Raw genomic sequence first — 18138 nt, forward strand, 5'->3', positions numbered from 1 at the left:
AACTGGGGCGTCAGAAAATCAACAACAACAACAGCCCATGGGCACCGAGAAGCGCGCCAAACCACTTCGCAGCGTCGATGCAGGCTGTTGCATACCGCCAAGGATACGGGACGACGGGCATCTGGCAAGGAGTGCCCTCGCCGACCCTTGCCCTCGAGGCGACGTACCACCCTTCGGCGACCCGTTCGCCCCTATGCTGGAGTCGCGACATCCCCGCGCTCCCCTCAACATTCGGCGTCGTCGTCGGCTTTTGAAGAAGAGTCAGTGACCGTGGCCGAACCCATGACCTTCGGGTCAGCGTGATGAAAACTTTGGGGCTGTGAGTTGGCGCCGTGGTTGGTTGGGAGTTCGCCTCGTGGTGGGTCGAGAGTTCGCATCACGATGAGTAGAAGGGGTGTTTATTCCGCAGAATTTTGGTATACGCTCGGCGCGCACCGCGGCATGTCGTAGAGCATGATCATGTTGGCACCGCACCGCCGCTTGCCCCACCGTTGTTAGCGGCCTCTTCAGACCCAGGAGGTACTCCATGACTTCGCCTCAGAACGAGTCACAGGCACTCGGCGATCTCGCCGCACGGCAGCTCGCCAATGCCACCAAGACCGTTCCCCAGCTCTCGACGATCACTCCCCGTTTTCTGTTGCACCTTCTGAGCTGGGTACCGGTCGAAGCAGGCATCTACCGGGTGAACCGGGTCGTCAATCCCGACCGGGTCGCAATCCACGTCGACGAGGGCGGCACGGCCGCGGACGAGCCGCTGCCCCAGACCTACGTGGACTACGAGACCAGCCCGCGGGAGTTGACGCTGCGGTCGATCTCGACGCTGCTCGACGTGCACACCCGGGTCTCCGATCTGTACTCCAGCCCGCATGACCAGGTCACCCAACAGCTCCGCCTCACCATCGAGACCATCAAGGAGCGCCAGGAGTCCGAGCTGATCAACAACCCGGAGTACGGATTGTTGTCGCAGGTGACCCCTGAGCAGACCATTCAGACCCTTGGTGGCGCGCCCACCCCCGATGACCTGGATTCGCTGATCACCAAGGTGTGGAAGACACCGGGATTCATCCTGACCCACCCGCTTGGCGTGGCCGCGTTCGGCCGCGAAGCCACCCGCCGCGGCGTGCCGCCGGTTGTGGTCAGCCTGTTCGGCACGCAGTTCATCACCTGGCGTGGCATCCCGATCGTGCCGTCGGACAAGGTTCCCGTCGAAGACGCCAAGACCAAGTTCATCCTGGTGCGCACCGGCGAGGAGCGCCAAGGAGTCGTCGGCCTGTTCCAGCCTGGACTGGTCGGCGAGCAGGCGCCCGGTTTGTCGGTGCGGTTCACCGGCATCAACCGCAATGCGATCGCGTCCTATCTGGTCACCTTGTACTCGTCGCTGGCGGTGCTGACCGACGACGCGCTCGCAGTGCTCGAGGACGTGGCGGTGGACCAGTTCCATGAGTACAAGTGAGTACCGCTCGGTAGAAGCTGAAAGCGACTTGCCGATCGGTGCTGCGGAGCTCGCCGCACTGGCCAACCAGCTGTTCGCCACCAGCTTCCGACCGGGCCCCGACAGTCCCCCACTGACGGCGCCGGTGGCGCCGCGCGGCTCGGCGCCGGATGCCACGGCCGCGACGTCGGCGGGCACCGCCGCGGTCGGCGCCGCGAATCCGTTGACGCCCGTCGCGTTCACGCCGGCTCGCGACGTCTACGTTCCGGCCCCGAGTTCACCTGCACCGGACGGCATTCCGCAGACCGTGCCGGTTGCTCCGCGCGGCTCGGTGCCAGACACGACGGCCGCGCCGTCGGCCGGCTACACCGTAGGCAGCGCGCTCGACCCGTACGCGGTGCCGACCTCTGGCATCGTGTCGACGGTGCCAGGGGTGTTGGCGGGCTCCCCACCTACGGCCCCGGTGGCGCCGCGTGGGTCAGCACCCAGCTGGCCTTCCTCAGCGCCGTCGGTCGCCGATCTGGGCTGGACGGGCGCGCCTGCCGCGGCGCCAGAAGGCGATGAGGCGAACTACTACTTCCTGTCAGGGCCGCCGAACGCCGTAGCGGCGGAGCCGCCGAAAACCACAGCCGCGGACCCGGTGCCGCAGCTGCCCGACAACCACCAGGTATTCGACGTCAACGCAGTGCGGGCAGACTTCCCGATCCTGCGCGAGACCGTCAACGGCAAGCCGCTGATCTGGTTCGACAACGCAGCGACGACGCAGAAGCCCCAGGCGGTGATCGATCGGCTGGCGTACTTCTACGCCCACGAGAACTCGAACATCCACCGCGCCGCACACGAACTGGCCGCTCGGGCGACCGACGCCTACGAGGAGGCGCGCGACACCGTTCGACGCTTCATCGGAGCGTCGAAGACCGAGGAGATCATCTTCGTCCGCGGCACCACCGAGGCCATCAACCTGGTGGCCTACGCGTGGGGCAGCAAGCACCTCGGCCCAGGCGACGAGATCGTGATCACCCACCTGGAGCACCACGCCAATATCGTTCCCTGGCAAATACTTTCGCAGCAGACCGGTGCGATTCTCAAGGTGGCACCGGTCGACGATGCAGGCAATCTTCTGCTGTCGGAGTTCGAGGATCTGCTGGGCCCGAAGACCAAACTCGTTGCCGCGACGCATGTCTCCAACGCCCTCGGCACCGTGACACCGGCCAAGAAGATCGTCGAACTGGGTCACCGCTACGGCGCACGGGTTCTGATCGACGCCGCACAGTCCATCCCGCACATGCCGATCGACGTGCAGGACCTCGGAGCCGACTTCCTGGTGTTCTCCGGGCACAAGATCGTCGGCCCCACCGGCATCGGCGTGCTGTACGGGCGCGAAGACGCCCTGGCGGAGACACCGCCGTGGCAGGGCGGCGGCAACATGATCGCCGACGTGACGCTGGAGCGTTCGCTCTACCAGGGTCCGCCGAACAAGTTCGAAGCAGGCACCGGCAACATCGCCGACGCCGTTGGTCTCGGCGAGGCGCTGCGTTACGTCGAGCGGGTCGGCATCGAGCGCATCGCTGCCTACGAACACGCCCTGCTCGACTACGCCACACCACGGTTGGCCGAGATTCCTGGCGTGCGGCTCGTCGGCACCGCCGAGGAGAAGGCTAGCGTGTTGTCGTTCGTGTTGGCAGGCCACGGACCGCTCGAGGTCGGCAAGGCGCTCAACGCCGAAGGCATCGCGGTGCGGGCGGGACACCATTGCGCCCAACCGATCCTGCGGCGACTGGGCCTCGAGGCCACGGTGCGGCCGTCGTTCGCCTTCTACAACACCTTCGACGAGATCGACGTCTTCATCGATGCGGTGCGCCGCATCGCCGAGGGCGGCACTAGCCGATCCTGACCGCCAGGATCATCGTGTTTCCATGTCTCGTCGACACTTTCGTGCCCGCGCAGCATGGTGTCGTCTAGCGAAGGGACGGCACGATGAGTATTCACCTGCACGGGGACCTGCCCACCAACGGCGATAGCCGCCTCGCCCGCCGCGGGAGAGGTCGCCGCCACACCGAGGGTGCCGCCGCGATCCTGCGTGCGCGGGGTCTGGTGTGACGAGCCGTCAGTTGCCCTGACCTCCGTGACCTCGAGCAGCGAGATCAGGGACCGGGTCCTTGCCGTTGATCAGCCAGTCGCCAAGGATGCGGGCCTTGTACACGCGAGGGTTGTGCGAGGCCAGTGTGCGGGCATTGCGCCAATGCCGGTCCAGTCCAAGTTCTTCCGATACCGCCGAGGCACCCAGCGCGTCGAAGATCGTGGTCGTGGCCCGCAGTGCCGCGTCGATGATGACGAGCTGAGCCTGCGATACGGCGACCTCGGCGTCGACGAGTCGCCGTCTGCCGTTCCCATCGTGCTCGGTCAGTCTTCCCTCGGCGACCCGGTCCAGGCTCCTGGCGCTCCTGGCCAGCGCGGCCTCGGCACCGAACACGTCCGCCGAGACACTTCCGATGACCTGTAGGAGCTGAGCGTCGTCGGTGGGAACCTCGGCAAGGCCCTGGGGGTAGTTGCGCTTGCGCTCGGCCAGTGCCGTTGAGCCGTCCCGCAATGCCGCCCCCGTAATGCCGGTCAGCACTGCCAGCATCGCGATCTGATAGAAGTGCGACTGGTAGCCGAACCTGTCGGCCGCGGGAAACACGTCGCCGACGTCGGCCCGAGCCCGCTCGTAGCGCGCGGTGCCGCTTGCCGTGGCGCGCTGACCGAAACCCCGCCAGTCGTCCACCAACGTCACCCCGGGATCGTCGGCCCGAACGAGGGCAGTCAACAGCTCACCGTCGTCACCACGCCCGAGCACGTCCAGCCATTCCGCGTAAAGGCTGCCCGTCGCATAATATTTGGCGCCGGTCACCAGCCAGTGGTCGTCTTCGGCCGTCACCGTCGTCGCCAGTTTGGCCAGGGTCAGATTGTTCGCCTCGGTCCAGCCCCCGCCGACGAACGCGCCCGCGAGGAACCGCTTGATCCAGACGTCGTTGGTATCCGACGTCGGCGCGTTGAGCCGGTCCTCGACGAAGGCCAGGTGGTTGCGGAAGATGTGCGAGACGTTCGCGTCGGCCGCACCGAGCTCGGCGAGCAGCAGGAACGTCTGCTCGAGTGAGGCGCCGAAACCGCCGTGTTCCTCGGGGATTCGCAGAGTGCCGAAACCGGCGTCGATCAGCAATCGGACCTGTTCGCGAGGGAGGACTCGGTTCCGCTCACGGTCCCGGCTGCCCTCGGCAATCTGCGCGAAGATCGGCAGGAACGTCGACTCCAGCTCGGCGTCGAGCGCGGTGGGCCTGCGCAGATACGTTGTTGCGAAACTCATTGCGTCACTACCTCATCGATCCGGTATGCGGCCTGCTTCTCGTCCGCGACGTAGCCGAGCCGCTCGTAGAGCAGATGCGCATTGCTGCGGTTGGCGATGTCGGTGCCAAGCGACGCGACGGTGAGTCCGCGCCGGAGCGCCGCCAGCCAGATCTTGCCGAGCAGCAGCTCGCCGATGCCGCGTTTGCGTTGGTCGCGGCGGACTCCGATGTAGTCGGTGTGCGCGCTGCGTTCCTCCGAGCCCGCCGTACCCGATGTGTACGTCGAGCCAAGGACATAGCCGACGACCTCGCCGTGCTCGATTGCCGCGATGCTGAAATCGGGTGTGAACAACCGACTGTGGACGTGATGCTGCCATGACGCTGGAGTCTTCGACATGTTGCCGAAGTGCTCGAGGAAGGTGTCGTACTGCAGGCGCCGCACGTGCTCACCGAGGTCGCGCTCGATGACCTCCGACCACGAAATCACCGTGATGCCGTCGATCGAGGCGGCCGCGAGTGCGGCTGGGTCTTCGCGGTGGAGAGGCTTGCGGGTGCGGACGAACTGTCCCTCCCGGTGGGCACCCCTACGGGTCAGCGCATCGATCACGGACCGTTGATCGGCACCCGTGAAGACCCGAAGATATGCGCCCGGTATCGATTCGGCCTCCCGCGCAAATCGGCTCACCACGGCGCCGACCACGTCATCGACGACGTCGGGAGGCGTTGCGGGATCGAACACGAAGCCAGCGGACACCTCTTGCAGGTCAACGCCGTGGGGCTGATGCAGCGTCGAGTAACCGCGGACCACCCCGGATCGGTCCCGAATCACCGTCGCGCCGTGTGGGTATACCCCGTCCAGTTGTTCGGCGACGTCGCGGGAGTCGGCGGCGAACTTGCGTCCACCGAGCCCGTCGGTGGTGGCGAGGAAGTCGGCAATCGCGGAGTGGTCGATGGCCGTGGCGGCAGTGACGATCCAGTCATCCACTAGTTGGGTGGTCACGGCGCGACGGGTTCCTTCTCGCGGCGCGGCTCTGGATCGTCGTCGCCGCTCGACTGATCGTCGACCTGGTGGTCGAGCACGTCGAGGATGCCCTCGTCGGCGAGGCGCTGCTGTTCGGACTCGGACAGCGTCTGAATCGTGCCGATGCGTTTCGCGACCTCTGGGTTGGTGCGCTTGAGATACCAGTACCACGCCAGCCCGGCAAGCAGGATGCCGCCGAAGATCAACGGCAGGATGTTGAACGGGAACTCGGGCACGGGGTAGAAGTTGCTGAAGAAGACATACGCCAAAGCCAGTGTGGCAGCGGAGGAAACCACCAGGCGCAGTGGTGTCAGCGCCTTGATCTTGTAGAGCCAGATCGGCGTGGCGATCACCACCAGCAGATAACTGGTCAGGAAGCCCCAGTTCGCGACGTAGCCACCGTAGACCTCGAAGACCACCCGGCCCGCCGAGCTGAAGGTCGCTACCACCGAGAAGACGAGCGCCAGTAGCCCAATGAACGCGATACCCACCCACGGCGTCTTGTACTTGGCGTGCACCCTCGTCAGCGCGGCGGGCAGTGCACCCTCGTGGGCGAAGGTGAACAGGGACCGCGCCCCGGCCGTGGTGACCGCCGTGACGAAGACGATGAACGCAACGGCCACCGCCCCACTCACGACGTGGTTGACCCAGGAGACGCCGGTGGAATCAGCGAGCTGGGGAAGGATCGCCTTGTCACCGTCGATGCCGCCGAAGAACAGGATCTGCGGGTAGGTCGCAACGATGTAGAGCACTCCCAAGAGCAGAACGACCCGCAGCAGCGACCGTGCGATGCTGCGGTGCGCGTCCTTGGCTTCGGCACCGAGTGAGGCGACGCTCTCGAATCCTGCGTAGGCCCCGACGGCCGACACGGCGGCGATGAACGTCGCGCTGTTGCCGAGATGGCTTGGGTTCCACTGGTCCCAATCCACCCGGAACCCGTAGCCGATGTATGCCGCGACGATGATCACCAGGATGGACGCGACGGCGATGAGCTCGATCACCAATTCGTACTTCGCTGCGATCGACACGCCCCTGTACGGCAGGTAGGTGGCGACCCCGACGATGACCAGAACGAGGAGCAGGCGGAACCACGTTGCCTGCGAGCCCAATCCGATGGATTCGAGGAACGCGTCGAGGTAGACGACGCCGCCGAGTGTTCCCGTGGTGGCGAAGCCGATGTAGCCAACCAGCAGACTGAAGCCTGCGGCATACGCGAAGCCCGGCCCGAGGCCGTTACCGGTATAGGTACCCAGCGATCCCGACGAGACGGTGCGCTTGGCCTGAAAGCTGATGGTCGCCGCGATGAGGACGGTGATCGCCAGACCGACCAGCACTGCCCACGCCGCGCCCTTGCCCGCAGCCAAGAAGAGAGAGAACGGGACGGATGCGACCGCGACACTGGGTGCGGCCGCGGCCAGCCCCTGCGCGAAGACGCCCCAGAAGCCCAGCGCGTCGCGTTGCAGGCCGGTGCCCTCGGCCGAGGACAGTGTTCGGCCGGAGAGTGCAACCTCCGGAACCTGTGTGGACATGGCGAACTGCCTTCCTGGCTCGACCGTGTCGGGCCGCGAACTCGGTGTGCATGCCGCGCAATGCGCTGGTATGTAGGCGATTAACGTGTTACTGATCTGGATGTCAGAGTGCCGTAACACAGCCCGTGGCGTCAGCCGTCAGAATCGCTGGGATTATTTCTCACAGGTTTGCTCAGCCTGCGAGGCGGCGTACGTCACCGGTACTCCGCGCCAGGATGATCATCGGGCAACGATGCCGTGCCTGCGGGAAAGAGCTTTTGCCGCAACGACGTCGAGCGATCGTCGGCCGCACGCGCCCTGCCGCGTCGACGCAATTCCGGGATGAGGTGGTCGGCGACGTCGACGAAGCTGCCGGGCGTGATGTGATAGACGATGTTGAACCCGTCGACACCGGCGCGTTGCGCGTAGGCCTCGAGATCGTCTGCCACGGTGCGAGCGGACCCGACGAACAACGCACCGCCAAACCCACCCAAGCCGCCGGCGTAGTCGCGTAGCGTGGCCTGGTGTCGGGCATCGGCGTCGTCGACCGCGGCCAGAATGGACCGGCTGGCGTCGGTCTCGAACTGTTCGATCGGACGGTCGACGTCGTATTCGGACCAGTCGACGCCGCTGAGCGCCGACAACAGGACCAGCCCGCTGTCCAGGTCGTGGTACTTCGACAACTCACGCGCCTTCGCCTCGGCAGCGGAGTCGGTGTCGTCGACGACGATCTCGATCGACGTGACGAACTTGATGGAGTCCGGTTTGCGGCCGTGTGCGACCGCCCTGCGTCGGATGTCGTCGATGTTTGTGCGCAGCACATCGGGGCGTGGATCGTTGGCGAATACCAACTCGGCATTGCGGGAGGCGAATTCGCGACCTGCTGGTGATGTGCCTGCCTGGAAGAGGACGGGAGTGCGTTGCGGCGACGGCTCGACCAGATGGGCACCGGGAACGCTGAAGTAGGTTCCCTCGTGACCAATTGCGTGAACCTTCGCCGGGTCGGTGTAGACGCCCCGCTCACGATCGCGGACGACGGCGTCGGACTCCCAGGACCCTTCCCACAGTTTGTAGGTCACCTCGAGGAACTCCTGCGCCATGGCGTACCGCTCGTCGTGCGGGATCTGCCGATCACGCCCGATGATGTTGCGCGCGGCGCTGTCTAGCAGTGAGGTGACGATGTTCCAGCCGATCCGTCCGCCGGTGAGATGGTCGAGCGTGCTGAACTTCCTTGCCAACAGATACGGGCTCTCGTACGTCGTCGACACGGTGATGCCGAACCCGAGGTGCTCGGTGACCGCGGCCATCGCCGAGACGGCGAGCAGCGGATCGGTCACAGGAGTCTGCACTCCCTTGCTCAGCGCAGCCGTCGCGTCGCCACCATGGACGTCGAGCTGTCCGACGGCGTCGGCGACGAACAGTGCGTCAAAACCACCCGCGTCGAGTGTCCGCGCGAGATTCGTCCAGTACCGCAGATCGGTGTACGACGAGGTCCTGTCCTCGGGATGGCGCCACAGACCGAAGTTGCCGTGCGACGGCGTCGACATGGTGAACGCCGACAGCACGAACGGTTCGACCGACGAACTCATGCCCCCACCTCGTACCGGTTGGCCGGACTCGTCAGGCCCAGATGATCGCGGAACGTGGTACCGGTGTACTCGTGCCGGAACAGCCTGCGCTTGCGCAGCAACGGCACGACCTGTTCGACGAAGTCCTCGAACTGCCCGGGAAGTCCGGGCCCTTGCAGGACGAAGCCGTCGGCTGCTCGCGCTTCGAACCACGTCTCGATCTGATCGGCGATCTGCTCGGGAACACCGACCACACTCGCTCCCCAACCGTTCACGGTGCGGTACAAGAACTCCCGCACCGATGGTGCCCCGTCGAAGGCCAGCGCACGGTAGCCGGCCAAGGCCGTCTGGTGGGTCTCGGTGCTGGCCGGGAAGGCCGACTCGGGCACTGGCCCATCCAGGTCTGCGCCCGTGACGTCGACGTCGACCTCCAACAGCCAGCCTGCCTGGTACTCCGGGCTGAAGTACTCGTACGCGGTGCGCTCAATACGGCGCACCTCGTCCTCCGTGGAACCCACGATGAATCGCAGTGACGGGGTGATCAGCGGTGCGGTGGCACGCCCGAGCTGATCGGCCTCGGCGTAGATCTGGCGGTAGAACTCCTGCGCCCGCAGGAGCGTGCCCTGTCCCGTGAAGATGACCTCGGCATGCTTGGCGGCGAACGCGCGTCCCGTCGTCGACGAGCCCGCCTGGAAGATGACGGGCCTGCCCTGCGCGGAACGAGCGGCACCGAGGGGCCCGTTCACGTCGAAATAGCGACCGTGATGGTTGGGCACCCGGATCCGGCTGACGTCATTGAAGATTCCTGCGACGCGATCTTCGACGATCGTGTCCTCGCCCCACGAGTCCCACAGCTTCTCGACGACCTCGATGGCCTCCTCGGCCACGCGGTACCGCTCGTCGTGGTCGACCACACCACGGGCGTGGAAGTTGTCGGCCGCGGCCCGTGCGAAGCTGGTGACGAGATTCCACCCCGCTCTGCCGCCGCTCAGGTGGTCGAGCGAGAGCAGCTGACGCGCGAGGTGGTACGGGTGCTGCAGTGTCGCCGAGCCGGTGACCACCAGACCGATCCGCTCGGTCACCAGCGCCAACGCCGACGCGGTGGTCAGCGGCTCGAAGTCCTCGGTGGTCTTGTACGCCCACGTCTCCTCAGGCCCGTAGTTCAGTCCATCGGCGAAGAACACCCCGTCGAAGGTCCCTGCCTCCGCGATGCGCACGTTCTCGACCAGGCGACGCCGAATGCCTGCCGTGCTGTTGTCGATCCCTGGATGACGCCACGGTCCGGCAGATCTGGTGTTGCCGAACGCCAACAGATGGAGTTCTCGAGACACCTGGTGGAACCTATTACCCAGCAGTGGATTTCGTAGGTGTTAAATGCGCCGTAATCAAAACTCCTCGTCCGGCGATACTCGCTATCGCGCGTCGGCAGGGACCCAATCGAAGGGCACGGCCTGCGACCGGTAGATCATCCGGGTCAGCGTGGCGCGGTCCACTCCCTCGACGGTCGGCACCTTCACCTCGGGTTCGCCGGCGACCGCGTAATCCTCGTAGGGAGTGAGGTATTCCCACACCACCCGCCCGGAGGGCGTTATCTGGAAGATGCGGCCGTGCATGCCCTCGGTGATGAGCGTGTTGCCGTTGGGCAGCCGCTGAGCGTTGCTCACGAAGGAGCTGAAGAACGTCCACGGCGGCCGGCCCGAATCCTCTGCCGTGTACTGCCAGACGATCTGCTCAGTGGACGGATCGATCTCCAACACCCGCGACCCTGCGTAGATGCCGAGGGGGGCGGGCGGGTAACCGGCGCCCCCCTGGTTGTCGAAGACCAGGAGGTTGCCCGCACCGGGCAGCCCGTCGGCGATGAAGTGCGGGTTGTGTTGGCCCGAGATCTGATCAAGGGGCCGAGGCAGAGCATGGCCGTTGATCCGCTGCTGTTCGGCGCCGGGTTGGGCGTCGAAGTATGGACCGAGTCGCCAAACGATTCGCCCGGAACGCTTGTCGATCAACGCGATGACGTTGGCCTTGCGCGAGCTGATCAGGATGTTGTCGGGCTGGAAGACCGTCTCGGGGTCTTCTCGATGCCACCGATTGGCGCCGAGCGTCTTGGCGCTGTTGATTTCGAGATATCCCCAGATGTCGTCGGGCCTGCGCGCGACCGTGCGGCGTAGATAGTCGAAACCAACAGCTGTGAAGCCGAACTCGTCGAGGTGATCGCCTGCCCTCCACTGCCACACGATCGACCCGTTCGGTGCGACTTCATAGAGTCCCTGGTCGCCGACGACGTGTGGACCCAGATCCGGCACCTCCCGCGGGATCGTGACCAGGATGAGTCGATTGCCTCCTGCGAGCAGTTCCCAATCGTGGTTCTGGCGCGCTGCGCCGCCCGGTGACTCGGTCCCCCACTCCCAGAGCTTCTCCCCCGTCCACGACAATTGCCCGACGGTGCGGTTGCCATAGATGCCGCCGGGTGAGCCTTCCACCTGGGTGAGCTGAACCCCAACGTCACCCACCCGCCCCCCGTTCAACGCCGGGTCGATGATCCGGGCTGGAACGCCGGGAAACGGCCACTCGTGACGGACCGCCCCGTCCAGGTCGATGAGTCGCGTCACGCCGTCCGCGGCTGTGTAGAGCACATGACTTTGGTAGACCTGCTCGGGTTCGTGGTGCGTAACACCGCTGAACTGAATGAACGCCATTCCAAATGTCATACCGGCGCAAGCATCTCCGTACCACGGTTGCGCTCCCGGTGATTCGACCGACGAGGCCGGGCACGCACCGTCGCCATCATCCAGTCGTCCGGCCGAGTGTGGCCAGGAAGTCGAGCTGGGCGGTGACGACGTGCTCGTAGTCGCGGCCACCCGAGTAGACGTCGTAGTGCCCACCCCGGCTGCGCACCACGGTCACCTGCGGGAACTTCGCGGCGCGCAGGGCCGCACCGGTTGGCACGGCGGTATCGACGTCGGGCACGACCAGCAGCACCGGGCACCGTGCGCGACCCAGTCGTCGCGATGGTCGGCAGAACGCGGTACCCAGCAGACTGCGGGCAGTCACGCGATTGGGCCAGTTCGTACCGTCGGTCGGGGCCAGGATCGTGCGGCCCAGCATGGAATCGGATGCCGGCAGGACACCGAATGCACCGTCGGGCACGCTGATTGGCACGTAGCGAGGCGGGCGGCGCAACGCCGCACCGAGCAAGTCGGCCAATCCCGCGGCCATCAACCGCGCCGAGAGCGTGACGGGCTTCGACAGCGTCGCATGAGCCCCGTCGACCAGAGGGCAGATCGCGATGGCCCCCGCCAGCTGCCGGTCGTCAACGGCATGCCAGGTGGCGTGCAGTCCGGCGAACGAGCAGCCCCACACCACCGTGCGCGATGTCTCCGTTAGTTGGCGGGCGAAGTCCAGTGCCCGCCGGTAGTCATCGCGTTCGGCACGGATGCTCAGCAGCTCACGAGGTGATCCCCCCGATGCGCCGAAGTTGCGGTAGTCGAACACCACACATGTATGCCCAGCTGCGACAAAGCGTTTGGCGAACGGCGCCAATCCTGCGCTCTTGATCCCGCCGATCCCGTGCGCCATCACGACGGTCGTTCCGGTCGCGACGTCCGGGTCGGGTCGAAACAACCAGGCGTCGATGCGCGCACCGTCCGCGCCGTTGAAACTCACCGATTCGCGGCCGGTCTTGCCTTGGCTTGCTTCGCTCACCGCTGGGCCCTCGGCGTTGGCGTGCAGTGAGCTTCATCGACGACGAACGTGGCACCGGCGTCGAAGGCGAGTTCGGGGCCGAGCACGGACGCCGGGGTGTGCGCCCCTGATGAGACCGCGCCTGCGAGTTGGGCGCGCACGACCGCCGCCGCCACCTTCCCGCTGAACTCGTACCCGTCTCCCATCTGCAGCCATCCGGCGCGCGACTCACCATTGGCCCAGTCCAGTTGCGCGTAGCTCAGGGAGACGTAGTCCTGGTTCTGACCGGCTGGTCCTGGCGAATCAGTCAGCCCCACACCGTATTCGACTGCTCGGCGGATCGGGCGGTAGCGTGCGGCCTTGGCCAGTGCGGGCAGGACGGCCCGGACGAGTGCATTGGCCGGGACCTCGGCGGTGAACGCGTCGACGTCACCGGCGCCAGAGGCTCGCCGTGCAGATTCGAGATCACCGACGGCCACGCCGAGGCCACCGACGCTGCCCCCACTTGGCGTGGGAATGCGCCAGTACGCACTACCCGGCCGGGTGCGGGTCAGGACGCCATCCCGGTAGGCGCGGCCACCGGCGGCAAGTACCTCGACCGCACTGGCGGCGACGTTGCGCCCCTTGGTGGCCATGCCGGGCATCGCCGCGACACGCGCGGATTTCGCCGGTGGACGATCCCCGCGCAGGGCCACCACCAACGCCTCGGTTGCGACCACGCCGAAACCCGCGCCGGTCACCACCGATACCTCTGCCCTACGCGCATCGTCATCGCGAGCCAGGGTGTGTTCGAACGCATCCAATTCATTGGCGACGTCGCAGTAGTGGGCACCGTTGCGCAGGCACCACTCGAGAACGGGCGGGGCGGTGTCGGTGGACGGCCCGACGAGGTTCAGGACGAGATCGGGGAGGGGAACGCGGTCCAGGATCGCTGCCCAGTTCCGGTCGTCACCGACGGCGAGGGTGAAGGGGGACGTCGATCCGGAATCGGCGGCCGCCGCGCTCAACCGCCCCTGGTCACGGCCGACGAAGACCAGGTGTCGTTCGTCGGAAGCGCCGAGTTCGCTGATGATCGAGCGTGCTACCAGCCCAGACGCTCCGAGGATTGCTATTGTGGAAGTCATGGAACATTACAATACAGTCTGTATTGTTTGATGGTCAAACAAGGGCGCCCCCGTGCCGAGGTGTTGGACTCCGCGATCCTTGACGCGGCCACCGAGTTGGTGACCGCGGACGGTTATGTGGCGACGTCGATCGACGCGATCGCCCGGCGAGCCGGTACGACTCGCCAAGCCGTTTACCGTCGCCACCCCTCACTGGCGCACATCCTCATTGCGGCGTTGAGCCGCCGATTCGGTCTGGACCCCGCCGCCGACACCGGCTCACTGCGTGGTGATCTCGTTGCCGTGCAGCGCAATCAAGTCGAGTTCTTCGCCGACCCATTGGTGAAGCGGGCTCTCCCCGGGCTGCTCGACGAAGGCGCGCGCGACACGGCGCTCGGTTCGCAGCTCTTCGAGGCGTTCGTGACACCTCGACGGGAGTCGACGGCGCGCGCCCTTGAGCGAGCGGTCCAGCGTGGAGACATTCCTGGCGGTTACGACATCGACTGGATTTGCGACCTGCTGACCGGGCCACTGTTGATGCGCGCGTTGCTGCCGACCGGACCGATCGACGAGAATCTGGCGCAGCTCACCGTCACCGCCGCATTAGACGTGCTGGGGGCGCCGTGAGCCATCAGCGACGGGCCCACTCCTCGGCGAGCAGCGCATAGGAACGCACCCGATCGTCGTGATCATGAGTGATCGTCGTGATGATCAGCTCATCGGCTTCGGTGGCGTCACGCAGTCGCTCGAGCTGATCGGCGACCTGGATCGCCGAGCCGACGAACTGGGTGTCGACGCGATCCGCGACGAGTTCACGGTCGGCGCCGGACCATGTGTGCCTGCGCGCCGCTTCCGGAGTCGGAAAGGGAATGGCGCCTTCCGCAGTGCGGATGCTGCGCACCCAGAGCCCGTAACCAGTGGCGAGCTCACGAGCGGTGGCCTCGTCGTCTGCGACGACCACGTCGGCAGACACGCTCAGATAAGGCCGGTCCAGCTGCGCTGACGGAGTGAACGCGGCGCGGTACCCGTCGGCCGCCTCGAGGACGCCCGCAGGGGCGACGTGGTAGTTGGCTGCGAACCGCAACCCGTTCTTGCCTGCGACCGTTGCACTCTCGCCGCCACTGCTGCCCAGAATCCAGACTTGGAGGTCGGCTCCTGCACCCGGAACGACGTGGGCCCGTTCGCCGTTCGCCGACCGGTAGGTGTCCGCGATGAGCGCAAGGATGTCGCCGACTTGTTCGGTGTAGTTCTGCGCCTTCGCATCCGGCAGCTGCAGCAACGCCTTCTGCAATGCGATGCGCGGCGATTTCAGCAGCGCCGCCGGATTGAACCTGGCAGGGATTGGTAGTCCGCTGGGCGCGCGCCCGTCCACGACCGCCTGCGATCTCGGGCCACTCGGTGTGGGTGAACTCGGCACGACCGGTTTGCCACCAGAGCGGCCCAGTCCGAGGTCGAATCGACCGGGATGCAACGCATCCAGTAGACCGAACTCTTCCACCGAGGACAACGCCGTGCGGTGTCCCATTTGCAGCGCACCCGAACCGAGCCGGATCGTCGAGGTCTCCGCGGCGGTCAGCGCGAGAAGCACCGCGGGTGACGTGCCGGCTACCCCGGGATTGAGGTGATGCTCGGCGAACCAAAAGCGCGTGTAGCCGAGCTCGTCGGCCCGTCGTGCGAGATCGATGCTGTTTCGCAGTGCCTCAGTCGCGTTCGAGCCGGACGAGATCGGGACCAGGTCGAGCACCGTCAACGGTGTCGTCATGAGCGTGCCGCCGCCGAAGGCTTGGGATCGAGCATCTGGACGCGCCAAGTGCAACGGCCGGAGACGGATTGCCAGCAGGCACGTCGGGACGAAATGCTAGCGCTCATGACCTCCTCAAAGGTACCGGCGCCAACCAGATCGCCCTGGCTCGCGACGCCCCTGGTTCGTATCCGACTCTCTGCTATCGGCCACTTCAGTGATGTGCTGATTTGAATCTGAATGAGCCGAATACGTACCGGGGCCAAACGGTGCAAGCAGGGCGTCGGGGCCCCAAGCCCCTGCCGTCGGCAACCAAAAATAGTTCGCCACACGAATTGAATGGCACTTGGCTGCTACCCTTTATCAGTGGGTAAGCCTTATGGTCAGATTGGAGTCGTCACTGGGCTGGTGCGGACCGCCTTCTTGGTGAATGCCGTCTACGCCGAGTCGGGCCGGGCGCACGGCATCACATCGCAGCAGGGACAGTTGCTGTGCGTTTTGATGGCGCAACCGTCCGGCATGCGCGAGTTGGGCGCGACATTGGGACTAGCCAAGTCGAGCCTTACCGGCCTGGTAGACCGCACCGAGCGCAACGGCTTGGTGCGGCGCGAACCAGACCCACGCGACAACCGTGCGGTGCGGGTCGCACTCACCCCGGACGGCAGCAAGCTGGCTGACGAGTTCTACGCAGAGACTTGCCGGCGGATCGAGAAGCTGCCGGTGAGGCTCACCGCCGCCGAACGCCGCACGCTCGCAGGCCTCCTCGGACGCATCGTGGAAGACAACGAGGTCCCGGTGATCTTCCTGGAACTGGACGAAGGAGCCACCTCCACCGCACGTGAGCACTAGGACTCGCCGCCTCATCGCCGCATAGATAACGCATTGCAGTTCGTAGTACGAACAATTATAGTTCGTACTACGAACACTAAGCGTGATCTACGGGAAGGTGTAATCATGAGTCGCACTGTCGCGGCTCTCCGCGGCGGTTATGGGGTTCGACGGGTCGCCAAGGCACTGGACGCCCTAACCGAGAAACCCACACCCAACCGGCCCTGACCCCACCATCGCGCACCGGAAAGGCAGGACAATGTCCACACCAGAAGACGTCATCTTCGGCGTCGACGGCAATGACGGTATCGACGACGTTCCGCGGCTGCTGCGCCTAGCGGAGCAGGCCGACCGAGACGGGCTCGACATCGTGTCGCTGTCCGACCACCCCTACATCGGCGGGCGCCTGGACGCCTACGCCGCCGTCGGATTCATCCTCGGGCGAACCCGGCACATCTCGGGCGTCGTCAATGTCACCAACGTGCCACTCCGGCCTGCCCCCATGCTGGCGCGGACGGTGACATCGCTATCGGCGCTGTCCAGTGGCCGCATCGTGCTCGGCATCGGCGCCGGCGGAATGTGGGATCGGATCGAAGACATGGGGGTGGTGCGGCTCTCACCGGGCGACGCCGTGAACGCCTTCGAAGAAGCGATCGGCGTCATCAAGATGCTGTCGGGTGGCGGCCCGCCCATCACCTACGAAGGCCGCTATTGCCACTTGCACCAGATCGAGCCGGCCCCCGTGGCCGCACCCCCGGTGTGGACCGGATCGGTCGGCCCGAAATCGCTGGCCGCGACCGGCCGGGTGGCCGACGGCTGGATCCCCGGCCGTGCTGCTGATTGGCTCAGCGGGCGGTACCGGACGTCGCGGCCGATCATCGACGATGCGGCGCGGGCCGTGGGCCGTGATCCGCGAGAGATTCGCACGGTCTTCAATCTCCCAGGCCGCATCACCGACCGTCCACTGGCCGCCACCCGTGACCGCGACGGCCGCTGGGTCGGCGGATCCGTCGACCAGTGGATCGAGGAACTGACCGGCGCCGTGATCGAGCACGACGCGTCGGGCTTCATCCTCTTTTCGCCCAGTGGCGGCGCTCCGGACGACATCTCCCTCGGCCGCTGGGCAGGCGAGATCGCCCCAGCCGTCCGAGACACGACCGCGAGGGGAAACCCGAGATCGCCGCGCTGACGGCGCCGAGGGTTCCCGCTGCGCGTCACAGTGAGTCAGAGTGCCGGAACCTGTCAGTGGAGGATTGCGCGAAGGCGTCGAGCCGCTGTTGTTTGGTGCGCTGCAGGTGGCCGGTGATGGCCTTGCGGGCGGTGGCACCGTCACCCACCTCGATCGCGTCGAGGATGGCGCGATGTTCGTCGGCGACGACGGCGAGGTCGTCGTGATGGTGAGCGTCGCGGTCGTAGACGCGGAGGCGGGCGACCAAGTTGGCGAGGGTCTCGCGCAGGGTCGAATTGTGCGACGCGGACCACAGCACCTCGTGCCATTGCGAGTTGAGATGCCTTGCGACCGTGACGTCTTCTTCCTCGCACGCCTGCCGATGCAGTTGCACGAGTTGGGCGAGTTGTAGATCCGTCCGGCGGGTCGATGCCGCTTCGGCTGCGGCTTGCTCGAGGACGATCCGCACGTCGTAGATTTCAATGACGTCGTCGGGCGCACCCGAGCGGATGCGGTATCCACGCACCGCCCTGGTGATCAGACCCTCCTGTTCCAGCCGGTTGAGCGCCTCACGGACGGGTGTCCTCGAGACTCCGTACGCCGTCGTGAGGGCGCTTTCACTCAGTGGTTCCTCTGGGGAGAACCGACCCGCAAGCAGATCAGCGCGAAGCACGCTGTGAAAGGGCGTCCGGTGCACTCGACCTCCGTTCGATCGTTCACCCGAGAATACCGATAGGCGTTAGATGTATACATAAAATACTCATAGCG

Annotated in this window: 16 protein-coding genes; 6 read left to right on the forward strand and 10 right to left on the reverse strand. The window is 65.8% G+C overall.

Annotation, left to right across the window (positions count from 1 at the left end):
- Positions 1–526: 526 nt before the first annotated feature.
- From HNP02_RS18935 to HNP02_RS42820, 3 genes are all read left to right on the forward strand, one after another.
- Positions 527–1453 carry a family 2A encapsulin nanocompartment shell protein gene (locus HNP02_RS18935; RefSeq protein WP_184441267.1) on the forward strand — a complete coding sequence of 309 codons (927 nt, stop codon included), beginning with the start codon at positions 527–529 and terminating at the stop codon, positions 1451–1453.
- Positions 1440–3326, forward strand: coding sequence for a family 2A encapsulin nanocompartment cargo protein cysteine desulfurase (locus tag HNP02_RS18940; RefSeq protein ID WP_184441269.1), 1887 nt, complete (start codon positions 1440–1442; stop codon positions 3324–3326). Before HNP02_RS18935 ends, HNP02_RS18940 begins: the two co-directional genes overlap by 14 nt.
- A gap of 83 nt (positions 3327–3409) precedes the next feature.
- Positions 3410–3532, forward strand: a complete 123-nt coding sequence (locus HNP02_RS42820; protein WP_255506670.1) for a hypothetical protein — start codon at positions 3410–3412, stop codon at positions 3530–3532.
- Positions 3533–3539: 7 nt separating this feature from the next.
- Here the strand turns inward: HNP02_RS42820 and HNP02_RS18945 are convergent, their stop codons facing one another.
- The 8 genes from HNP02_RS18945 to HNP02_RS18980 form a co-directional block, all read right to left on the reverse strand.
- On the reverse strand, positions 3540–4775 hold the full coding sequence (locus HNP02_RS18945) for an acyl-CoA dehydrogenase family protein (protein ID WP_184441271.1): 1236 nt from the start codon (positions 4773–4775) through the stop codon (positions 3540–3542).
- Complete coding sequence (locus HNP02_RS43750) at positions 4772–5755, reverse strand: GNAT family N-acetyltransferase (protein WP_184441272.1); 984 nt, start codon at positions 5753–5755, stop codon at positions 4772–4774. Before HNP02_RS43750 ends, HNP02_RS18945 begins: the two co-directional genes overlap by 4 nt.
- Positions 5752–7305 (reverse strand): APC family permease, encoded by a 1554-nt coding sequence (locus HNP02_RS18955; protein WP_184441274.1) that lies wholly within the window; start codon positions 7303–7305, stop codon positions 5752–5754. Before HNP02_RS18955 ends, HNP02_RS43750 begins: the two co-directional genes overlap by 4 nt.
- 194 nt (positions 7306–7499) lie before the next feature.
- A complete protein-coding gene (locus tag HNP02_RS18960) occupies positions 7500–8873 on the reverse strand; it encodes an LLM class flavin-dependent oxidoreductase (RefSeq protein WP_184441276.1) in 1374 nt (457 codons plus the stop codon).
- Positions 8870–10183 (reverse strand): NtaA/DmoA family FMN-dependent monooxygenase, encoded by a 1314-nt coding sequence (locus HNP02_RS18965; protein WP_184441285.1) that lies wholly within the window; start codon positions 10181–10183, stop codon positions 8870–8872. Before HNP02_RS18965 ends, HNP02_RS18960 begins: the two co-directional genes overlap by 4 nt.
- A gap of 81 nt (positions 10184–10264) precedes the next feature.
- On the reverse strand, positions 10265–11545 hold the full coding sequence (locus tag HNP02_RS18970; protein ID WP_184441287.1) for an aryl-sulfate sulfotransferase: 1281 nt from the start codon (positions 11543–11545) through the stop codon (positions 10265–10267).
- Positions 11546–11633: 88 nt separating this feature from the next.
- Positions 11634–12551: an alpha/beta fold hydrolase gene (locus tag HNP02_RS18975; RefSeq protein ID WP_309241621.1), complete on the reverse strand. Its 918-nt coding sequence runs from the start codon at positions 12549–12551 to the stop codon at positions 11634–11636.
- Positions 12548–13654: a saccharopine dehydrogenase NADP-binding domain-containing protein gene (locus tag HNP02_RS18980; protein ID WP_184441288.1), complete on the reverse strand. Its 1107-nt coding sequence runs from the start codon at positions 13652–13654 to the stop codon at positions 12548–12550. The genes HNP02_RS18975 and HNP02_RS18980 overlap by 4 nt, the downstream gene beginning before the upstream one ends.
- Before the next feature lie 30 nt (positions 13655–13684).
- Here HNP02_RS18980 and HNP02_RS18985 point away from each other — a divergent pair, with 30 nt between their 5' ends.
- Positions 13685–14260 (forward strand): TetR/AcrR family transcriptional regulator, encoded by a 576-nt coding sequence (locus HNP02_RS18985; RefSeq protein WP_184441290.1) that lies wholly within the window; start codon positions 13685–13687, stop codon positions 14258–14260.
- A 4-nt stretch (positions 14261–14264) separates the two neighbouring features.
- Here HNP02_RS18985 and HNP02_RS18990 read toward each other — a convergent pair whose 3' ends face one another.
- Positions 14265–15395 (reverse strand): LLM class flavin-dependent oxidoreductase, encoded by a 1131-nt coding sequence (locus HNP02_RS18990; protein ID WP_184441292.1) that lies wholly within the window; start codon positions 15393–15395, stop codon positions 14265–14267.
- Between the two features lie 345 nt (positions 15396–15740).
- Here HNP02_RS18990 and HNP02_RS18995 point away from each other — a divergent pair, with 345 nt between their 5' ends.
- Together HNP02_RS18995 and HNP02_RS19000 are read left to right on the forward strand one after the other, a co-directional pair.
- Positions 15741–16223 carry a MarR family transcriptional regulator gene (locus HNP02_RS18995; RefSeq protein ID WP_221317741.1) on the forward strand — a complete coding sequence of 161 codons (483 nt, stop codon included), beginning with the start codon at positions 15741–15743 and terminating at the stop codon, positions 16221–16223.
- 238 nt (positions 16224–16461) lie between these two features.
- Positions 16462–17391, forward strand: coding sequence for an LLM class flavin-dependent oxidoreductase (locus HNP02_RS19000; RefSeq protein ID WP_184441296.1), 930 nt, complete (start codon positions 16462–16464; stop codon positions 17389–17391).
- Positions 17392–17416: 25 nt separating this feature from the next.
- Here the strand turns inward: HNP02_RS19000 and HNP02_RS19005 are convergent, their stop codons facing one another.
- A complete protein-coding gene (locus HNP02_RS19005; RefSeq protein WP_184441298.1) occupies positions 17417–18067 on the reverse strand; it encodes a GntR family transcriptional regulator in 651 nt (216 codons plus the stop codon).
- Positions 18068–18138 lie beyond the last annotated feature (71 nt).

The sequence above is a fragment of the Mycobacterium sp. AZCC_0083 genome (assembly GCF_014202335.1).
GTDB lineage: Bacteria > Actinomycetota > Actinomycetes > Mycobacteriales > Mycobacteriaceae > Mycobacterium.